At 70.7% G+C, this 18,137-nt stretch carries 21 protein-coding genes; 8 read left to right on the top strand and 13 right to left on the bottom strand.

All coding sequences use genetic code 11. From position 1 onward, the window contains the following. Window positions 1–33: 33 nt before the first annotated feature. The 3 genes from ABS772_RS01905 to ABS772_RS01895 all read left to right on the top strand — a co-directional run bounded on the left by ABS772_RS01905 (window position 34) and on the right by ABS772_RS01895 (window position 2,390). Window positions 34–726 carry a MarC family protein gene (locus ABS772_RS01905; protein ID WP_350391855.1) on the top strand — a complete coding sequence of 231 codons (693 nt, stop codon included), beginning with the start codon at window positions 34–36 and terminating at the stop codon, window positions 724–726. A 78-nt stretch (window positions 727–804) separates the two neighbouring features. Next, entirely contained in the window at window positions 805–1,608 is an 804-nt protein-coding gene (gene dapB / locus ABS772_RS01900; protein ID WP_350391854.1) for a 4-hydroxy-tetrahydrodipicolinate reductase, read from the top strand. A 143-nt stretch (window positions 1,609–1,751) separates the two neighbouring features. Next, window positions 1,752–2,390 (top strand): 2,3-bisphosphoglycerate-dependent phosphoglycerate mutase, encoded by a 639-nt coding sequence (locus ABS772_RS01895; protein ID WP_238257189.1) that lies wholly within the window; start codon window positions 1,752–1,754, stop codon window positions 2,388–2,390. A gap of 10 nt (window positions 2,391–2,400) precedes the next feature. On the opposite strand, the gene bchI is transcribed toward ABS772_RS01895, so the two are convergent. The 10 genes from bchI to ABS772_RS01845 all read right to left on the bottom strand — a co-directional run bounded on the left by bchI (window position 2,401) and on the right by ABS772_RS01845 (window position 10,889). Beyond that, the gene (gene bchI / locus ABS772_RS01890) at window positions 2,401–3,414 is read right to left on the bottom strand and encodes a magnesium chelatase ATPase subunit I (RefSeq protein WP_350391876.1); all 1,014 of its coding nucleotides are present in this window, start codon (window positions 3,412–3,414) and stop codon (window positions 2,401–2,403) included. A 126-nt stretch (window positions 3,415–3,540) separates the two neighbouring features. Continuing rightward, window positions 3,541–3,870: a hypothetical protein gene (locus ABS772_RS01885; RefSeq protein ID WP_350391853.1), complete on the bottom strand. Its 330-nt coding sequence runs from the start codon at window positions 3,868–3,870 to the stop codon at window positions 3,541–3,543. A 2-nt stretch (window positions 3,871–3,872) separates the two neighbouring features. Next, window positions 3,873–4,340, bottom strand: a complete 468-nt coding sequence (ptsN, locus tag ABS772_RS01880) for a PTS IIA-like nitrogen regulatory protein PtsN (protein WP_238257191.1) — start codon at window positions 4,338–4,340, stop codon at window positions 3,873–3,875. 192 nt (window positions 4,341–4,532) lie between these two features. Further along, a complete protein-coding gene (gene hpf, locus ABS772_RS01875) occupies window positions 4,533–5,144 on the bottom strand; it encodes a ribosome hibernation-promoting factor, HPF/YfiA family (protein WP_238257192.1) in 612 nt (203 codons plus the stop codon). 113 nt (window positions 5,145–5,257) lie between these two features. Next, entirely contained in the window at window positions 5,258–6,793 is a 1,536-nt protein-coding gene (rpoN, locus tag ABS772_RS01870; RefSeq protein ID WP_238257193.1) for an RNA polymerase factor sigma-54, read from the bottom strand. Between the two features lie 350 nt (window positions 6,794–7,143). Beyond that, complete coding sequence (gene lptB, locus ABS772_RS01865; protein WP_350391852.1) at window positions 7,144–8,013, bottom strand: LPS export ABC transporter ATP-binding protein; 870 nt, start codon at window positions 8,011–8,013, stop codon at window positions 7,144–7,146. A 17-nt stretch (window positions 8,014–8,030) separates the two neighbouring features. Next, window positions 8,031–8,768 (bottom strand): LptA/OstA family protein, encoded by a 738-nt coding sequence (locus tag ABS772_RS01860; protein WP_350391851.1) that lies wholly within the window; start codon window positions 8,766–8,768, stop codon window positions 8,031–8,033. Next, window positions 8,765–9,526: a lipopolysaccharide-assembly, LptC-related protein gene (locus ABS772_RS01855; protein ID WP_350391850.1), complete on the bottom strand. Its 762-nt coding sequence runs from the start codon at window positions 9,524–9,526 to the stop codon at window positions 8,765–8,767. The genes ABS772_RS01860 and ABS772_RS01855 overlap by 4 nt, the downstream gene beginning before the upstream one ends. 268 nt (window positions 9,527–9,794) lie before the next feature. Further along, a complete protein-coding gene (locus tag ABS772_RS01850) occupies window positions 9,795–10,424 on the bottom strand; it encodes a ribonuclease D (RefSeq protein ID WP_350391849.1) in 630 nt (209 codons plus the stop codon). Window positions 10,425–10,520: 96 nt separating this feature from the next. Beyond that, a complete protein-coding gene (locus ABS772_RS01845; RefSeq protein ID WP_350391848.1) occupies window positions 10,521–10,889 on the bottom strand; it encodes a ComEA family DNA-binding protein in 369 nt (122 codons plus the stop codon). A gap of 299 nt (window positions 10,890–11,188) precedes the next feature. On the opposite strand from ABS772_RS01845, the gene ABS772_RS01840 reads away from it, so the two are divergent. From ABS772_RS01840 to ABS772_RS01830, 3 genes are all read left to right on the top strand, one after another. Further along, window positions 11,189–11,521 (top strand): CsbD family protein, encoded by a 333-nt coding sequence (locus ABS772_RS01840; protein ID WP_350391847.1) that lies wholly within the window; start codon window positions 11,189–11,191, stop codon window positions 11,519–11,521. A gap of 57 nt (window positions 11,522–11,578) precedes the next feature. Then, the gene (locus ABS772_RS01835; protein ID WP_238255871.1) at window positions 11,579–12,490 is read left to right on the top strand and encodes a PhnA-like protein; all 912 of its coding nucleotides are present in this window, start codon (window positions 11,579–11,581) and stop codon (window positions 12,488–12,490) included. A 160-nt stretch (window positions 12,491–12,650) separates the two neighbouring features. Continuing rightward, a complete protein-coding gene (locus ABS772_RS01830) occupies window positions 12,651–13,067 on the top strand; it encodes a BA14K family protein (RefSeq protein WP_350391846.1) in 417 nt (138 codons plus the stop codon). Between the two features lie 25 nt (window positions 13,068–13,092). On the opposite strand, the gene ABS772_RS01825 is transcribed toward ABS772_RS01830, so the two are convergent. Next, window positions 13,093–14,682: a sensor domain-containing diguanylate cyclase gene (locus ABS772_RS01825; RefSeq protein ID WP_350391845.1), complete on the bottom strand. Its 1,590-nt coding sequence runs from the start codon at window positions 14,680–14,682 to the stop codon at window positions 13,093–13,095. A gap of 370 nt (window positions 14,683–15,052) precedes the next feature. On the opposite strand from ABS772_RS01825, the gene ABS772_RS01820 reads away from it, so the two are divergent. After that, a complete protein-coding gene (locus ABS772_RS01820) occupies window positions 15,053–16,372 on the top strand; it encodes an MFS transporter (protein ID WP_350391844.1) in 1,320 nt (439 codons plus the stop codon). A gap of 46 nt (window positions 16,373–16,418) precedes the next feature. Here the strand turns inward: ABS772_RS01820 and ABS772_RS01815 are convergent, their stop codons facing one another. After that, a complete protein-coding gene (locus ABS772_RS01815; protein ID WP_350391843.1) occupies window positions 16,419–16,850 on the bottom strand; it encodes a PaaI family thioesterase in 432 nt (143 codons plus the stop codon). 42 nt (window positions 16,851–16,892) lie between these two features. Here ABS772_RS01815 and ABS772_RS01810 point away from each other — a divergent pair, with 42 nt between their 5' ends. Beyond that, complete coding sequence (locus ABS772_RS01810) at window positions 16,893–17,456, top strand: CoA-binding protein (RefSeq protein WP_350391842.1); 564 nt, start codon at window positions 16,893–16,895, stop codon at window positions 17,454–17,456. A 153-nt stretch (window positions 17,457–17,609) separates the two neighbouring features. Here the strand turns inward: ABS772_RS01810 and ABS772_RS01805 are convergent, their stop codons facing one another. Then, window positions 17,610–18,035 (bottom strand): organic hydroperoxide resistance protein, encoded by a 426-nt coding sequence (locus ABS772_RS01805; protein ID WP_350391841.1) that lies wholly within the window; start codon window positions 18,033–18,035, stop codon window positions 17,610–17,612. Window positions 18,036–18,137 lie beyond the last annotated feature (102 nt).

Below are 18,137 nucleotides of genomic sequence, written 5' to 3'. Positions count from 1 at the left end.
TCCCGTTCCCGCAGACTGCCGAGCCGGGCCCGCATGCTGGCATCCATCGGATTCGAGACCGTGCTGACGAGCTTCCTGCTCGCGCTGTCCGGCCTGTTCTCCATCGTCAACCCGATCGGCTCGGCGCTGATGTTCGCGCAGATCACCGCCGACCGCTCGCAGGGAGAGCGGGCGGAGCTGTCGCGGCGGATCGGCTTCTACGCCGCCCTGGTGATGCTCGCCGCCCTCTGGGCCGGCGCCCCGATCCTCAACTTCTTCGGCGTGTCGCTCGCCGCCCTACGGATCGCCGGCGGCCTGTTCGTGGCGGCCTTCGCCTGGACCCTGCTCAACGCGCCCGAGACCCGGGAAGCCCGCAAGCATGCCGAGGCGTCCGAGCCCGAGGCCGGGGAGAACCTCGCCGAGATCGCCTTCTTCCCCCTCACCCTCCCCTTCACCACCGGGCCCGGCACCATCGCGGTCGCCATCGCGCTGGGCGCCAACCGCCCGTCGGAACCCGGCGATCTCGCCGGCTTCTTCATCGGCGCCTCCCTGGCCGCCCTGGCCATTGCCGGCATGATCCGCCTCGCCTACGGATCGGCGGACCGGGTCGTGACCCTGATCGGACCGGTGCGGGCGCGGGTGCTCGGGCGTCTCTCGGCCTTCCTGCTGCTGTGTGTCGGCACGCAGATCACCGTCAACGGCGTGTCGGACGTGCTCGGACCGCTGATCGCGTCGCATCGAGTTTAGCCGTCTCGGCGGAAGCGATTTCGGTTAGATGCCGTCCGACATGAGCCCATCACCCATCTCAGCGGGAAGTCGATCATCATGAAGCTCGTCGTTGTCGGCGCCGAGGGGCGCATGGGGCGGATGCTGATCCGCGCCGTCGCGGAGGCCAAGGGCTGCACGCTGCACGGCGCGGTCGAGCGCGCGGGCTCGCCCGCCCTCGGCCAGGATGCCGGGCGCTTGGCCGGCATCGGCGATCTCGGCGTAGCGGTGAGTGACGATCCGCTGTCTCTGTTCGTCGCCGCCGACGGGGTGCTGGATTTCACCGCCCCCGCCGCGACGGTCGCCTTCGCCGAACTCGCCGCGCAGGCCCGCATCGTCCACGTCGTCGGCACCACGGGCATGTCCGCGGACGACCTGAAGCGCCTGGAGGCGGCGAGCTACCACGCCCGCATCGTCCGCTCGGGCAACATGTCGCTCGGCGTCAACCTGCTCGCCGGCCTCGTGCGCAAGGTCGCGGCGACCCTGGGCGAGGAGTTCGATATCGAGGTGCTGGAGATGCACCATCGCATGAAGGTCGACGCCCCCTCGGGCACGGCGCTGCTGCTCGGCGAGGCGGCGGCCGAGGGGCGTCAGGTCGCCCTTTCCGACACCCGCGTCTCGACCCGCGACGGTCATACCGGGGCGCGCCGGCCCGGCGATATCGGCTTCGCGACCCTGCGCGGCGGGTCGGTGGTCGGCGACCACAGCGTGATATTCGCCGGTCCGTCGGAGCGCATCACCCTCTCCCACCACGCCGAGGACCGGGCGATCTTCGCCCGCGGCGCCGTGCGGGCCGCGCAATGGGCCTTCGACAAGCCGCCGGGTCTCTACGGCATGGACGACGTGCTGGGGCTGCGGGATTAGACTTTCCTCCGAATAACGAATTCGGTGGAACGTCAGGCTTGGGCTTGGGAGGCGCCGCCGCCTCTGGTAGAGGCCCGCCCTATGATCGCGAGGCCCCGTGAAGCGGTGGCCTCGCCCCGACCTTCTTCGGAGAGATCCTTCCCATGGAGCGCCTGCTCGTCCTCGCTCGGCACGGCCAGAGCGAATGGAACCTGAAGAAGCTGTTCACCGGCTGGCGCGACCCGGATCTGACCGAGCTCGGCATTCAGGAAGCGCGCCAGGCCGGGCGCTGGCTCAAGGCCCAGGGCACGCAGTTCGACGTGGCCTTCACCTCGAACCTGAAGCGCGCCCAGAACACCTGCGCGCTGATCCTCGAGGCGATGGGCCAGGGCGGACTGGAGACGATCCGCAACGAGGCGCTGAACGAGCGCGACTACGGCGACCTGTCCGGCCTCAACAAGGACGATGCCCGCGAGCGCTGGGGCGATGCGCAGGTCCACGAGTGGCGCCGCTCCTACGACGTCCCCCCGCCCGGCGGCGAGAGCCTCAAGGACACCGCCGCGCGGGTGCTGCCCTACTACATCCAGACGATCCTGCCGCGGGTCATGTCGGGCGAGCGGGTTCTGGTGGCCGCCCACGGCAACTCGCTGCGGGCGCTGGTGATGGTGCTCGACGGCATGACCACCAAGACCATCGCCAGCCTGGAGATCGCCACCGGCATCCCGCTGGTCTACCACCTGAAGGCCGACACCACGGTCGAGTCGAAGCTGATCCTCGACAAGGACATCGACCAGGACGATTGAGGGCCCGAGCTCACGCGCCGCCCAGAACCTCCTCCACGGCCCGCGCCACGCGCGCCGTGGAGCCCGATTCATCGAGGGGGTTGCGGCGCAGGCGGTGGCGGAGCGCACTCGGCGCCACCTGCCGCAGATGCGCGACGGTCACCGTCTCGGCCCCGTCGAGGGCCGCCAGGGCCCGTGCGGTGCGCATCAGGGTGAGTTCGCCGCGCAGGCCGTCGGTGCCGAGCGCGAGGCAGAGCCGGGCGGCGCTCTCCAGCACCGCGTCGGGAACGCCGACGCCTCCCAGACGCTCGCGCGCGGACAGGATCGTCTTCTGCAGCGCCCTCTCCGCCTTCGCTTGGCCCGCGCAGAACCCCTCGCCGTCGCGCTCGTAGGCGTCGCGCCGCCGCACGACCTCGATGCGGGTGGCGATGTCGGTCGGGGTCGTCACCTCGCAAGCGAGACCGAACCGGTCGAGGAGTTGCGGGCGCAGTTCCCCCTCCTCCGGGTTACCGCTGCCGACGAGGACGAAGCGGGCGGGGTGGCGCAGCGACAGGCCCTCGCGCTCGACGGTGTTGACCCCGGAGGCCGCGACGTCGAGCAGGAGGTCCACGAGATGGTCCTCCAGGAGATTCGCCTCGTCGATGTAGAGGAAGCCCCGGTTGGCCCGCGCCAGCAGGCCCGGCTCGAACGCCTTCTCGCCCCGCGTCAGCGCCCGCTCCAGATCGAGGGCGCCGACCACCCGGTCCTCGGTGGCGCCGAGCGGCAGGTCGACCACCGGCACCGGGATCTGATGGCTCTTGCCTCTCCCCCGGGCGCAGTGCGGGCAGGCATCGGCCGGGCTGTCCGGGGAGCAGGAATAGGGACAGCCCGCCACCGCGCGGATCTTCGGCAGCAGCGCCGCGAGCGCCCGCACCGCGGTGGACTTGCCGGTGCCCCGGTCCCCGAAGATCAGGACGCCGCCGACGGAGGGATCGACCGCCGCGATCAGCAGCGCCCGCTTCATCTCCTCCTGGGCGACGATGGCGGTGAAGGGAAAGGGAGGCACGCTCACTCAGCTTCCGAGGCCGGAGGGGCCCGGACGAGGCTCACGGGCGGTTGCAGCGATCATGCACGAATTGCGCGGAACGAACAGCCGCGCTCGGCCTCAACCGGGACAATCGGTCCCCGGCCTTCACATCCCGCGGCAACGGCTGCGCACGAGGCCCGCGAACTCCTTCTCCGAGCCCTGGACCTGGGACAGGCGCTCGGTCCGTTCGGGGCCGGACAGGCAGCGGCCGTAGACACCGGCGATCCGGCGCATGGTCTCGACGTGACGGCGCCAGATGCGGCAGAGGCTCGCCTCATCGTCGCCGCCGCCTTCGAGCTGCTCGATCGCCTGCCGCTGCATCGAACCGGCGACCAGCACGTCGCGGGCACAGGCCGCCTCGCCCTGGGCGTGCAGGCTGCCGGGTGAGAGGAGCACCGCCGCCACGAGGGCGGTCCGCGGACGGAACAGGACCATCGTCAGGCCGCCTGCGTCGTCGGGCCGTTGGCCAGCAGGGCGTAGAGGGCGGTCGCGTCGCGGGCGCTGCGGATCCGCTCCAGCATGCCGGGCTCGCGCAGGAGCCGGGCGACCTGGGCCAGCGCCTTCAGGTGGTCGGCGCCGGCCGTCTCGGGGGCGAGCAGCAGGAAGGCGACATCGACCGGCTGGCCGTCGAGCGCATCGAAATCCACGGGCTTCTCAAGCCGGGCGACGAGGCCGAACAGCCGGTCGAGCTGCGCGAGCTTGCCGTGGGGAATCGCCACGCCGTCACCGATGCCGGTGGAGCCGAGGCGCTCGCGCTGAAGCAGGGTCTCGAAGATGTCGCGGTCCGACAGGCCCGGCAGGCGGCGGGCGGCGTGGGCGGCCAGTTCCTGGAGCACGTGCTTCTTGTCCCGCACGCGCAGGGCGGAGACGACCGAGTCCGGGTTCAGGAATTCGAGCATCGGCATGAAAACTAAACGCCTCGTCGGCGGGATCCATCGGCGATCCCGCGTTCCCATGCACGCTCCCGGGGCGGAGGGCCCCGGCACGAACGCTTCACGGGCCTCCCGGATGGCCCTTGTCCGACGGCGGGAGCGCAGCCGGATTTTCGTGAGGACGCTCGTTGCCCCGCCGGAGGTGATCCGAAACGGGGCCGTGCCTCAACCCCGGTCGGCGGGAGGATCGACCCACCCGATCGCGCCGTCACTGCGCCGATATACGACGTTGATGCGCCCGGTGCCAGCGTGAACGAAAACGACCACCGGCGCCCCGGTCATGTCGAGGGTGGTCACCGCCTCGCTGACGGATTGGCGCTTCAGGGTTCGGGTGCTCTCGGCCACGACCGGAGGGTGATCGCCCTCCTCCGCGTCGGCGGCGTCGGCCGGCTCGTCGTCGAGCCCGTCGTCGGGCGCGGCGAAGACGGCGTAGGCCGCCTCGATATCCGCCCCGTTATGGCTCGGCGCGCTGTGCGTCTTCAGCTTGTGCTTGTAGCGCCGCAGACGCTTCTCGAGCTTGTCGGCGGTCTGCTCGAAGCTCGCATGCACGTCGTGCGCGGCGCCCGAGGCCTCCAGCGTCAGGCCGGTGACCAGATGCAGCACGCAATCGGTCCGGTAGGCGTTCCCGTCGCGCCGCAGCGTGACGTGCCCCGTGCAGGTCCCGCTCATGTGCGGATCGAGATACTTCGAGAGCGTCGCCGCCATGCGGTCTTCGACCCGGCCCCGCAGAGCCGTACCGAGATCGAGGCCATGCCCCGTCACCCGCAAACCTGCCATCGACGTCTCCGCTTTTCCTCCCGAGGGCTTGGAGAGTTAGAAAGGGGGGCGGGTCAAGTCAACGCGAAGTCAAGCCGGCACAAGGCTTTCGCGTGCCGTCGCGGCGTCCGGTGTCACCGGGCGGCGGTCGCCATCCGCGCGCGGCGGCGGTCGATCGAGGAGGGAATGCGCAGCGACTCGCGGTACTTCGCGACGGTGCGGCGGGCGATGTCGACGCCCTCGTCGCGCAGGCGCTGGACCAGGGCGTCGTCGGACAGGACGTCGGAGGCCTCCGCGTCCACGAGCTGCTTGATGCGGTGGCGCACGGCCTCGGAGGAATGGGCCGCCGCGCCGGCCGCGCCGGGGATCGCGGCGGTGAAGAAGTACTTCATCTCCAGCGTGCCGCGGCTCGTGCCGATCGACTTGTTCGAGGTCACCCGCGAGACGGTCGATTCGTGCATGCCGATCGCCTCGGCGACCGTCTTCAGGTTCAGGGGCCGCAGGTGGGCGACGCCGTGCAGGAAGAAGGCGTCCTGCTGGCGCACGATCTCGGTGGCGACCTTGAGGATCGTGCGCGCCCGCTGTTCCAGGCTGCGGGTGAGCCAGTTCGCGGTCTGGAGGCACTCGGACAGGAACGCCTTGTCGCCCTCCGCCACGGCGCCCTTGGAGACGCGGGCATAGTAGCTCTGGTTGACCAGGACCCGCGGCAGCGCCTCGGAGTTCAGCTCCACCAGCCAGGAGCCGTCCGGCGCGGGGCGGACGAACACGTCGGGGATCAGCACCTCGACGGCCTGCGAGCCGAAGGCACGCCCCGGCTTGGGGTCGAGCCGGCGGATCTCGGCCAGCATCTCGACGAGATCCTCGTCGTCCACGCCGCACAGGCGACGCAGGGCCGGGAAGTCGCGCTTAGCCACGAGGTCGAGGCGCGAGACCAGCGCCTGCATCGCCGGATCGAATCGATCCTGCTCACGGAGCTGGATCGCGAGGCACTCGGCGAGGTCGCGGGCGGCCACGCCCGGCGGATCGAAGGTCTGGACCAGCTTCAGGACGCGGGCGACGTCGTCGAGCGCGGCGCCGAGCCGCTCGGCCACGCCGTCGATCTCCTCGCGCAGGTAGCCGGCATCGTCCACCGCATCGATGAGGAAGCTGCCGATCAGCCGGTCCGACGGGTTCTGTGTCGCGAGGTCGAGCTGCGCGGCGAGATGCTCGCGCAGGGACGTCTCGGCGGTCAGCGTCGCCTCGAAATCGGGAAGCTCCCCGTCGAAGCTGCCGCCGGCATTGCCGTAGGGCGCGGGCGTCAGCGAGAGCATGTCGCCGGCCCCCGTGTCGCGCGGCGCCGGATTCTCGTCGGCGAAGACGTTGTCGAGGCGGGTGTCGAGGTCGCCCTCGATCTCGCTGCGGCTCGGCGTCATGTCGGAGGCGAGCCACGCCTCGGGCTCCGGTCCGTCGCCGCCCTCGTACTCGCCGTCGCCCGACGCCTCCGGCGCCTCGCGCTCCGGAGCCCCCTCGCCCTCGGCGCGCTCCAGCAGCGGATTGCGCTCCAGCTCGGCGTCGACGTAGGCTGTGAGATCGAGTTGCGAGAGCTGCAGCAGCTTGATCGCCTGCAGCAGTTGCGGCGTCATCACCAGGGCTTGGCCCTGGCGCATTTCGAGCCTTTGTAGCAGACTCATCTCGACGCCCAACCCTCAGAAATCGTTGGAAAACCGCAGCCCGAGCGGGAGCCGCGCCAAATTCGGCACGTTCTTTGCTTCTCCTAATTTCAGGTCTAGCCGCATCCGATCGGCCCGTCAAAGTCTGATTGGCGTCCGCTCCCTGAAATCCATTCCGATCGGCAGCATTGCCACAGAGTTCGGCCGACGCGGCAGGACGAAGCTCCCACACGCAGGGCGTGAGGCGCTCCGGAGGGATTGCATTCCAAGGATCAAGAAAGCCTTGCGGGCGGCCTGGAAACCGGCGCGATTGGTTCAGGCGCCGTTACCGCGGCTGGCCCCCGTCGGGGCGGCCGACCGGAAAGGCCGGGTCAGAGCCGGAAGTCTTCGCCGAGATAGAGCCGGCGGGCGTCCTCGTTCGCCACGATCTGCTCGGGCGTGCCCTCGGTGAGGATGCGGCCCGAATGGGCGATGTAGGCGCGGTCGATCAGGCCGAGCGTCTCACGGACGTTGTGGTCGGTGATGAGAACGCCGATGCCGCGCTGCTTGAGGTGCTTCACCAGATCCTGGATGTCGCCGACGGCGATGGGGTCGATGCCGGCGAAGGGCTCGTCGAGCAGCATGAAGGTCGGCGAGGAGGCGAGCGCCCGGGCGATCTCGCAGCGGCGGCGCTCGCCGCCCGAGAGCGCGATCGAGGGCGACTTGCGCAGGCGCGCGATGTCGAACTCTTCGAGCAGCGAGTCGAGCTTGCGCTCGCGGGTTTTGCGGTCCGGCTCGGCCACCTCCAGCACCGCGCGGATGTTGTCCTCGACAGACAGCCCGCGGAAGATCGAGGCTTCCTGCGGCAGGTAGCCGATGCCGAGCCGCGCCCGCTGGTACATCGGCAGATGGGTGATCTCCATGCCGTCGAGGCTGATGTAGCCGCGGTCGGCCGGCACGAGGCCGGTGATCATGTAGAAGATCGTCGTCTTGCCGGCGCCGTTGGGACCGAGCAGCCCCACGGCCTCGCCGTTATGGACGGTGAGCCCCGCCTCGTGGACGACGGTGCGCGCGCCGTAGCTCTTGCGAAGCCCCCGCACGTGCAGCACGCCCGGCCCGCCGCCCTCGCCGAGAATGCCGTCGGGGGCCGCCTTGGGCGCGGCACTCCCGCGCCCCAGCAGGCGGCCGAACCACGAGGCGTTGCGGCCGCGGCTCGCCGGCCTCGGCTCGGCGACCGCGTGAAGCGGCACGCCCGCGGGCATCCCGGCTCCCGTCACGGTCAGTTCGCCTGCGCCCGCGTCTTCGGGGCCGGCTTCTCCGCCGCCTTGCCGCCGGGCTTGCCCGCGGCGGCGGGCTGGGCGCAGCCCTTCGGCTGACCACCCTTGGCCTCGCCGCCCTCGCCGGGCACGAACATCGCCGAGACGCGACCGCCCGCCACCGGATCCATGTTCGCCCGGCCGGTCGCCATGTCGTAGACGAGCCGCGAGCCGCGGGTGACGTTCTGGCACTGGCTGAGCACGACGTTGCCGGTCAGGACGATGCGCTTGGCCTCCTGATCGAACACCGCGTTGTCGCCGGTGGCGACCTGATCCTTCTGCGCGACGGTGACCGGGCCGGCGCACTCGACCTTGCGGATGCCGCTGCCGCCCATCGCCGCCTTGGCCTTTGCGTCCTCGGCGGCCTCGGCCTCCGTCTTCGCAGGCTTGTTCGGATCCTTATCCTTGTCGCGCTTGTAGTGGACCGTCATGGCCGAGCAGCGGATCGTGCTCTCGCCCTGCACCGCCACGACGTTGCCGGCGAAGATCGCCTTGTTCTCCTTGTCGAACACGTCGAGCCGGTCGGCATCGATCTTGATCGGCCCCTTGCCGCCGCCGACGGTGCCGAGCGGCGCGGATTTCTCCTTCGCCGTGTCCTTGGCAGGCTCCTTGGCAGGATCCTTGGCAGGCGCGGCCGCGGCGGCTTGAGCCAGGAGGAGGGCGAGGCCGGCGACGAGGGCCGGGCCGAGACGCCGTGTCATGGCCTGGGTTCCGCCGCGGAGGTGTGGATGCGCTCGACGTCCGCCCGGGCGGCGACCTTGGCGCCGCCCTCCTTGGTGTCGTTTTCCTCCCCGTGGAAGACGGCGTGCACGCGGCCGACGAAGGAGACGACCCGGCCGTTCTCGACCACGTCGAGGCTGTCGGCGACGATGGAGCCCGACGGCACCGTCACGGTGACGGATTTGGAGGAGCGCAGGCTGCCGGTCTTGAAATCGACGGTGGCGACCGAGAGGCGGACCTCCTCGCCCTTGTCGGTCCAGAGGCGGATGTCGTTCTCGAGGTTGAGCGATTCGCGGGTGGAATCGAACACGCCGCCCTGCGCCTGGAGATAGGCGCGGCCGCCCTTGTCGTCGGTGGCGACGTGGCCCTTCATGGCCTGGAGCTCGATGATGCTGGGCTTGCGCACGTCCTGCTGCGCGGCGTCGGCGACGACCTCGTAGCCCCGCTCGCCCTTGCGGAATCCGGACAGGCGCGGGTTCTCCATCGTGACCTTGGTCCCCGAGACGCTGATCGGACCGATGGAGATGTTGGGGATGCTGCCCGTGAACGGGCTCCAGAGCACGATGGCGGCGAGACCCAGCACCGCGAGGCCGGCGGCGACGGGGATCACCCGGCGCAGGGTGCGCACCTGCGCGCTGTGTCGGCGGGCCCGCCCGTGCGCCCGTCGGCGGCGCGCGTTCTCGTTCGCGGCGAGCGCGAGGAGATCCGTCTCCGTCTGGATGGTGTCGGCCGCCTGCATCGCGTTCCTGAGAGGTCGACGCGTCCGCAGTCGCGCCCTGCCGGCCGGATGCTCCGGTGCGGTGGCGAAGTTATGGCCTCGTGTCCGCAAAATGATCAACGGCACCCGCGTGCGCCCCCGCACCGAATGCAGCGCGAATCGCCGCGTCCCGGTACTCTTCCAAGCGGGCGTTGCCGGCCGGCATCGCTGCCGGAGACAGCTTGAACGCCCGCGCCCGGCCGCGCTCTACTTCGCGACGGCGGGACTGACCTGCAGCGGCCCGTGCGACTCAGGCGTGGGCGAAGATATCGACCTCCGGCCATCCGGCCAAATCGAGCTTGGCCCGGGTCGGCAGGAAATCGAAACAGGCTTGCGCCATCTCTGTTCGCCCCTCGCGGGCGAGCATGGTGTCGAGGCGCTCGCGGGCGGCGTGCAGGTAGAGCACGTCGGAGGCCGCGTAATCGATCTGCGCCTGGCTCAAAGTCTCGGCGCCCCAGTCCGACGATTGCTGCTGCTTGGAGAGATCGACCCCGACGAGTTCGCGCACCACGTCCTTGAGGCCGTGACGGTCCGTGTAGGTGCGGGCGAGCTTGGAGGCGACCTTGGTGCAGTAGACCGGCGCCGGCATCACGCCGAACGCCTTGAACAGCACCGCGAGATCGAACCGGGCGAAGTGGAAGATCTTGACGACCTGCGGGTCGGCGAGGACGGCCATCAGCCGCTCCGGCGCCGGATCGCCGGGCCGGACCTGGACGACGTCGGCGCTGCCGTCCCCGCGGGAGACCTGCACGACGCAGAGCCGGTCACGGTGCGGGTTGAGCCCGAGCGTCTCGGTGTCGATGGCAATGGCCGCGCCAGGCGCGAAATCGGGCGGCAGGTCGCCCTGATGGAGGCGGATCCGGGAATGGGCGGCGGACATGGGTGTTCGGGCGTCTTCGAAGAACGGGTCCGGCGGCGCGTAGCATCGCGCGCGCCGTCCCGATAGGCCCGCCCCCGCGGCCGGGAGCGTGAAACTCTATTTCTGTTTGGCGATGATCTGGTCCTTGATGCCGGCATAGACCCCTTCCGGCAGGATCTTCTTGCGGACGAGTTCGTCCTTGCCGCGGTAGGGGCGGCCCTTGACGATGGCGGCGGAGCGCGCCTCGCCGATCCCCTTGAGCCGGCTCAGCTCCTCGGCGCTGGCCGAGTTGATGTCGACGAGTTCCGCCTTCGCATCGCCCTTCGCATCCGCCTTGGCGGCGGCGGCCGGGGGCGTCGCGGCGGGCGCGGCCGCTGGCGGCTTCGCGGCGGCGGGCGGCGTGGCTGGACTCGGCGCCTGCGCGAGCGCGGGGGCGGCGGCGAGGCCGATCAGGATCGTGACGGTACGCAGAAGCGAGGAACGCATGTCGATCTCCCGACATCTCGGGCGGCGGGGCGCCGCGCCGGCTCTCGATGAAGTAGGGCGGACCAATTGAACCGTCCTTGAACGCGATCGCGTGCCGATCCGGGCACCACCCGCGACGGCGCCCGTTGAACGAGTGCGGAGACATGGCGCGATTGTGACCGTGCACCCACCCTGCGGCGGTGGAACCTCATTGTCCGCAACCCGTTCGTGCACCGCTGCCGGGTCAGGCGGTCGGCCGACGTCGAGAACGCCGCGCCGGAAGACGCCGGATCGCAACAATCGGAACGAGGATCGCAACCATGGTCGATGGGAACAGAGTCACGGGTGCCGCCCGGGAATTGGGCGGCAAGGTGCAGGGCGCCTTCGGCGACCTGACCGGCTCGCAGGGCGATGCCGCCGAGGGCCGCCTGCGCGAAGTCGCGGGCCGCGCGGAGAACATCTACGGCCAGGCGAAGGACGCGGCGCGGCACGCCGCGGACGAGGCCTACGACACCGCCGAGGATCTCTACGATCGCGGTCGTCGCACCCTGCAGGAGGGTCACGAGCGCTCGGTCGAGTGGCCGCACGCCTCCCTCGTCGTCGCCGGCCTGATCGGCTTCGGCCTCGGCCTCCTCGTGCGCGGGCGCAACTGAGGCCCGACCCTCTCTTCCCAGACAGCCCCAGACTTGAACGAGACTTGGAGTAGCAGCGTGACGTATCCTTCCGGCTTTCAACCCTCGTCCGTCGACGGAACACGGACGTTCGCCCGTGAGACCGTCGCCCTCAACCAGGTCTCCTGGGGGGCCGTCTTCGCCGGTGCCGCGACGGCTCTGGTGTCCCAGGTCGTCATCAACCTCGTGGGCGTGGCCGCCGGCCTCGCCTCGGTCGGCCTCAACTCGGCCGAGAACCCGACCGCATCGAGCTTCTCGCTCGGGGCCGGCGCGTGGTTCGTCGCCTCCGGCGTGATCGCCTCGCTCATCGGCGGCCTCATCGCCGGGCGCCTCGCCGGCAAGCCCCTGCGCGGGATCGCCGGGTTGCACGGCTTCGTGTCCTGGGTCGTCACCACCCTCGTCGTCCTCTACCTGCTGACCTCGGCCGCCAGCGGCATTGTCGGCGGCGCCGTCAGCACGGTCGGCTCGGCGCTCGGCGGCGCCGGCAACCTCGTCGGCGGAACGGTTCAGACCGCGGCGCAGGCCGCCGCCCCCTCCCTGACCAAGATTCCGAACCCGCTCGACCAGATCGAGCAGCGGGTGAAGGACCAGTCCGCCGGCCAGGACCCGCAGGCCGCTCGCGACGCCGCCGTCTCGGCCATGCGCGCCCTGCTCTCCGGCAACGCCGCCGACAAGCAGCAGGCGGAGACGCGCGCCGCCGACGCCCTCGCCAAGGCGCAGAACATCCCGGTCGATCAGGCGCGCCAGCAGGTGCAGGACTATCAGAAGCAGTACGAGCAGGCGGTCGCCAGTGCCAAGACGCAGGCGGAGGAGGCGGCCAAGACCGCGAAATCGGTGGCGACCCAGGGCGCGCTCTACGCCTCGATCGCGCTGATCGTCGGCGCCATCGCCGCCTTCCTCGGCGGCCTCCTCGCGGCGCCGAAGCCGGCCTTCGCGAGCGTCCGCGACTGAGCCTACGATCGCGACGGGTGTCCCGCCCGGCCTCCGGCGCCAACACGCCGTCGGACGCGGGCAGGCCGCTCGCGCGTTATATGGAGAGGCGCCGGCCGGCTGGTCCGGCCGGCGCTTCCGCTTCGAGCCGCGGCTCGACCGCCATCAAGGAGTTGCCAGATTGACGACATCGACCCTGACCCTCGCCGCCGTCGCCGCCCTCCTCGTCGGCGCGCCGGCCTCGGCCGCGCCGCAGAATCCGGTGGATGCCCTGGTCCGGGGTGACCTGCCGACCGGCTACGTCCAGTACCGCCGCTACGGCCACCGCCATTACGGGCATCGCCGCTACGGCTACGGCCGAGGCTATCGCCGGGGTCCGGGCGTCGGGGCCGCGGTCGGCGCGGGCGTAGCGGGTCTCGCGGCCGGGGCGATCCTCGGCGGCGCCATCGCCAATTCCCAGGCCCAGGCCGCGCCCGTGGTGGTCCAGGGCGGCGCCGATCCGGAGGCCGTCGCGGCCTGCGCCCGCCGCTTCCGTTCCTACGACGCGCGGAGCGGCACCTATCTCGGCAATGACGGCGCCCGCCATCCCTGCCCCTGAGAGCGGCCCTACCCGCGGATCATCGTCACGGGGCGACGAGCCGGAGGCTTTGCCGGCCGGGAGGCCCGGCCTCCGTCTCTTCGGGAGCGCACCGGGTCCGGTTGCGCCCCCCTTCCTTGGCCTCGTAGAGCGCGGCGTCGGCCCGGCGATAGAGGTCCTCCCCGACGCCGCCCGCCGACGTCACGGCCAGCCCGATGCTCACGGTGACGGAGCCGGGCTCGATCCCGGCGGACGGCACGGCCAGTGCGGTCGCGGCCCCGTGGATCGCCTCGGCGACGCGCAGGGCGCCGTCCCGGTCGGTCTCGGGCATCAGCACGGCGAATTCCTCCCCGCCGACGCGGGCGGCGAGATCGCCCGGCCGGCGCAGGCTCGCCGTCAGGCCCTGCGCGAGACCCTTGAGCACCGCGTCCCCGACCGCGTGGCCGTAGCGGTCGTTGTAGCGCTTGAAGTGGTCGGCATCGACGACGACGAGGGACAGCGGCCTGCCCGTGCGCCGCGATGCCCGCGACGCCCGCGCGAACGCCTCCTCGAAATGGCGCCGGTTCGCCAGGCCGGTCAGGGTGTCGGTGCGCGCGAGCTGAGCCAGTTCGGCCTGCATGGCCGCCCTGCGACGCAGCTCCCGTCCGAACAGCAGCGAGAGCAGGATGGTCAAACCGCACAGGACGAGGACGGCCAGCCCGATCACCGTCGCCTTGCTCCGCCACTCGGCCTCGATCTCCCGCGTTCCGAGCGCGACGTTGAGGATGAGCGGCAGATCGCCGACGGGGGTGAAGGCGTAGTATCGCTCGACGCCGTCGCGAACGGACGTTCCGGTGAAGCTGCCGCGGCGCTCCGCGAGGAAGCGCTGAAACGTCGATGCCCCGGCGATGTTGGCGCCGAGATCGGCCTCCACGAAGGGGTAGCGCATCAGGCGGGTGCCGTCGCGCAGGTAGAGGTTGATGCCGCCCTCGCGTCCGAGGCCGATCCGGTCGAACAGGGTGCTGAAGTAGGACAGCTTGAGGCTCGCCAGCACCACGCCGCCGAACGAGCCGTCCGGCTTGTCGATCCTGCGGCTCAGCACGACCACTGGCTCGCCGAGCAGCCGTGACGTCACCGGCGGGCTGATGTGAAGGCCGAGATCGGCCCGCGCCCTGTGAAGCTTGAAATAGCCGCGGTCGGCATTGTTGACGTGCCGCGCCGGCGTCGCGTGAGAATCGATGATGCTGTCGCCGTTCTCGTTCAGAACGAGCATCACCCCCATGTCGCGGGCCGTGGCGGCACGGTCGAACAGGACCAGTTGGCGCAAGGCCGGATCGAGATCCGCGACGCCGGGCGCCTTGAGGTTGTCGACGACGGCCAGGAGAGACAGGTCGATGATCTCGATGTTGCGGGCGATGTCGCGCTCGATCACCTGAAGCAGGTTCTTCGAGGTCTGTTCGGCCTTGTCCCAGGCGTCCTGCCGCAGGTCGAGCAGCATGATGGCCGAGAGCACCAGCATGCCGATGGGAGCGAGGACGCCGAGGGCGATCCAGGTCCGGGCCGACCGGATGCGCCGGGCCAGGCGAATGCGCAGACGGGATGTCGCCGGATGCGCCCTCCCCCCCGCCCAGGTCTGCTTGCCATCGGAGGTGCGCATCGGCTTCGTTTCTTATGCGTCGGCCTCCCTCTGTCGGCGCGGCGGGCTAAGCAAACCTTTCGCCGGGGCCGCGATGCGGAGGGTCGGTGCGTCGATGGCTAAAGCAACGTTACCGGTTGCGACGCAGGATGGGCCGTCATCCCGCGCTGTTCGCACCGCACGAAGACGTGATCGCGCTGTCGGGATTAAAGAAAATCGCTCTGGAACGACTGCGCAGAGCAAGACTTAAGCGCCTGGATCGAGTCATCGCGCCCCGTTCGGGGAGTCCGTCGCGAGGCTCGACTCTGAGAAATGGTCCGTTTCTGGATTGCCCTCTTCCCGAGGCCGCCCCGCGGCTCCGGGAGGTTGCGATTGGCCGTGGGAACCGCCGATGCGTCTCGATGCACAAGGCTCGAACGAATCCGCCCCGCGCGAGCCGTCCCGGCGCGCCCTGCGTGGGCTCGATCTGCTCAACTTCACCCTCGCCGACGTGCGCGACGGGCTCGGCCCCTACCTCGCCATCTACCTGCTCGCCGTGCGCGGCCCCGACCAGGGCTGGAACGAGGCCACGATCGGTCTCGTGATGACGATCGCGGGCATTGCCGGGCTGCTGGCCCAGACGCCCGCGGGCGCCCTGATCGACCGCACCAACGCCAAGCGCAGCGTCGTCGTCGCCGCGGCGGTGGTCGTGACGGTGAGCTGCCTCGTCCTTCCCTGGATCTCGAACTTCACCCTGGTCGCCGGCACGCAGGCGCTCGCCAGCATGGCCGGCTCCGTCTTCGCGCCGGCGCTGACCGGAATCACGCTCGGCATCGTCGGCCCGAAGCTGTTCTCGAAGCGCATCGGCCGGAACGAGGGCTTCAATCACGCCGGCAATGCGGTCTCGGCGATGCTCGCGGGCGGCCTGGCCTACGTCTTCGGGCCCGTCGTCGTGTTCTGGCTGATGGGGCTGCTCGCCGCCTGCTCCATCGTCGCGATGCTGATGGTGCCGGGCGACGCGATCGACGACGACCTCGCCCGCGGCCTCGATTGCGCGGAGGATCAGACCTGCGAGCAGCCCTCGGGCCTGAGCCTGCTCCTGCGCAATCGCCACCTGCTGCTGTTCGCGCTTCTCTGCGCCGCCTTCCACCTCGCCAACGCGGCGATGCTGCCCTCCGTCGGCCAACTGCTCACCAAGGTGGTCGGCAAGGACAACGCGACCTCGCTGATCGCGGTCTGCATCGTCGCGGCGCAATGCGTGATGGTGCCGATGGCGGTGCTGGTGGGCGCCAAGGCCGACAGCTTCGGACGCAAGCCGATCTTCCTGGTCGCCTTCGGCGTGCTGGCCCTGCGCGGCGTGCTCTACACCTTCTCGGACAACCCCTTCTACCTCGTGGCGGTGCAGTGCCTCGACGGCGTCGGCGCCGGCATCTACGGCGCGCTGTTCCCGATCGTCGTGGCCGACCTCACCCGCGGCACCGGCCGGTTCAACGTCGCCCAGGGCGCCGTGGCGACGGCGCAAGGCCTCGGCGCCGCCCTGAGCGCGACGCTGGCCGGATTGGTCATCGTCGGGGCGGGCTACGCGGCCGCCTTCCTCGTCCTCGCGGCGATCGCGGGGGCCGGCTTCGCGCTCTACCTGCTGTTCATGCCCGAGACCTTCGGCTACCGGCCCCGCCCGACGGATGCGCCGCCCGGAACATCCTCGACACCGCAGGCGGTGCCGGCCGAGTAGGTGCGCCCTCCGGGGACAGGACACGCCTCCGGCGGGGCTGCGGGTCTCACCGGTCCGGCGGGATCGAGTAGGTGCCGGTGGCGTGGCAGACGATGGCCTCGCCGCCCCGGCTTCGAATCGCGACCTCCCCCACGGCCAGGCGCCGTCCGAGCTTCAGCAACCGGCACTCGGCCACCAGCGCGGCGGGACCGGGCCGGCGGAGGAAGTTGACGTTCAGGCTCGTCGTCACGGCGAGCGCCACCGGGCCGATATTCGAGAGGATCGCCGCGTAGAGCGCGTAATCGGCCAGCGCCATCATCGACGGGCCGGACACCGTGCCGCCGGGGCGCAGATGGCGCTCGTGATAGTCGAGCCGCATCCGCGCCGAGAGCGGCCCGACCGCCTCCAGTTGGTAGTGGCGCCCGCCCGCATTCATCTGCGGGAAGTCGCGCTCGAGGAAAGCGGCGGTCTCCTCCAGGCTCATCACGGTCTCGCTCATGACCCGCCTTGCAGCACGCCCGCGCATGGCGGACAAGGGCGCATGATCCCGACGATCGACAGCGCGCCCGAAGGCATCCCGACCCGGCACGACCGCTATCCCGACGCGCAGATCCGCGCCGTCCTCAAGGAGACGCGCTCGATCGCGCTGGTCGGCGCCTCGGCCAACCCGGCGCGGCCGAGCTACATCGTCTTCAAGTATCTGGGCGAGCGCGGCTACGCGGTGACGCCGGTCAATCCGGGGCTGGCGGGCCAGAGCCTGCTCGGCCGCCCGGTGATCGCCCGGCTGTCCGACCTGACCGGACCGGTCGACATGGTCGAGATCTTCCGCAATTCCGCCGCGGCGGGGCCGCTGGTGGACGAGGCGCTGGCGCTGCCGGTGCCGCCGAAGGTGATCTGGATGCAGCTCGGCGTGCGCGACGACGCGGCCGCGGCGCGGGCCGAGGCGGCGGGCGTGACGGTGATCATGAATCGCTGCCCGAAGATCGAGTACGGCCGCCTCTCCGGCGAGATCGGCTGGACCGGCGTGAACTCCCGCATCCTCAGCGCGAAGAAGCCGCAGATGGCGAAGGGCGGGGTGCAGAAGCGGACGATCGAGGGACCGTGACGCCTCCTACCCTCGAACCTCATCCTGAGGTGCGCAGCGAAGCGGAGCCTCGAAGGATCTTCCAGGGAGTCGCGCGACCGCTGGAGCGCCTTTCGAGGCCGCTTCGCCGCACCTCAGGATGACGGAAGTGGGGGGCAGCGTTGGGATGACGGCTCAGGCCACCATCAGCCCGACATCCACATTCCCCCGCGTCGCGTTGGAATACGGGCAGATCTGGTGGGCCGCCTCGACGAGGCGCTCGGCGTCCGCGCGGTCGAGACCCGGCAGGCTCACCTTGAGGTCGGCGGTGATGCCGAACCCGCCCTCGGAGCGCGGGCCGATGCCGACGGTGGCGGTGACGGTCGTGTCGGCGGGGACCTTCAGCTTGAGCTGGCCGCCGGCCACCTTCAAGGCGCCGATGAAGCAGGCGGAATAGCCCGCCGCGAAGAGCTGCTCGGGGTTGGCGCCGGGGCCGCCCGCGCCGCCGAGCTCCTTCGGGGTCGAGAGCTGGACCTGGAAGCTGCCGTCCTCGGTGCGGGCGGAGCCGTCGCGGCCGCCCGTGGCGGTGGCGGTGGTGCGGTACTTCACATCGACGGTCATGGTCTGTCCTCGTGATCGGGGTGGAACGAGGCCGATCCGTTCGGCTCGGGACCTGGATACCGGCAATATAGATTGCGCGCAATCTAAATCGCGCGCGAGCGA

Origin of the sequence: Methylorubrum podarium, assembly GCF_040270385.1 — a bacterium.
Taxonomy (GTDB): Bacteria; Pseudomonadota; Alphaproteobacteria; order Rhizobiales; family Beijerinckiaceae; genus Methylobacterium; species Methylobacterium podarium.
The sequence above is the reverse complement of the archived record's forward strand: the minus strand, read 5'-3'. Positions and strand labels throughout refer to the sequence as shown.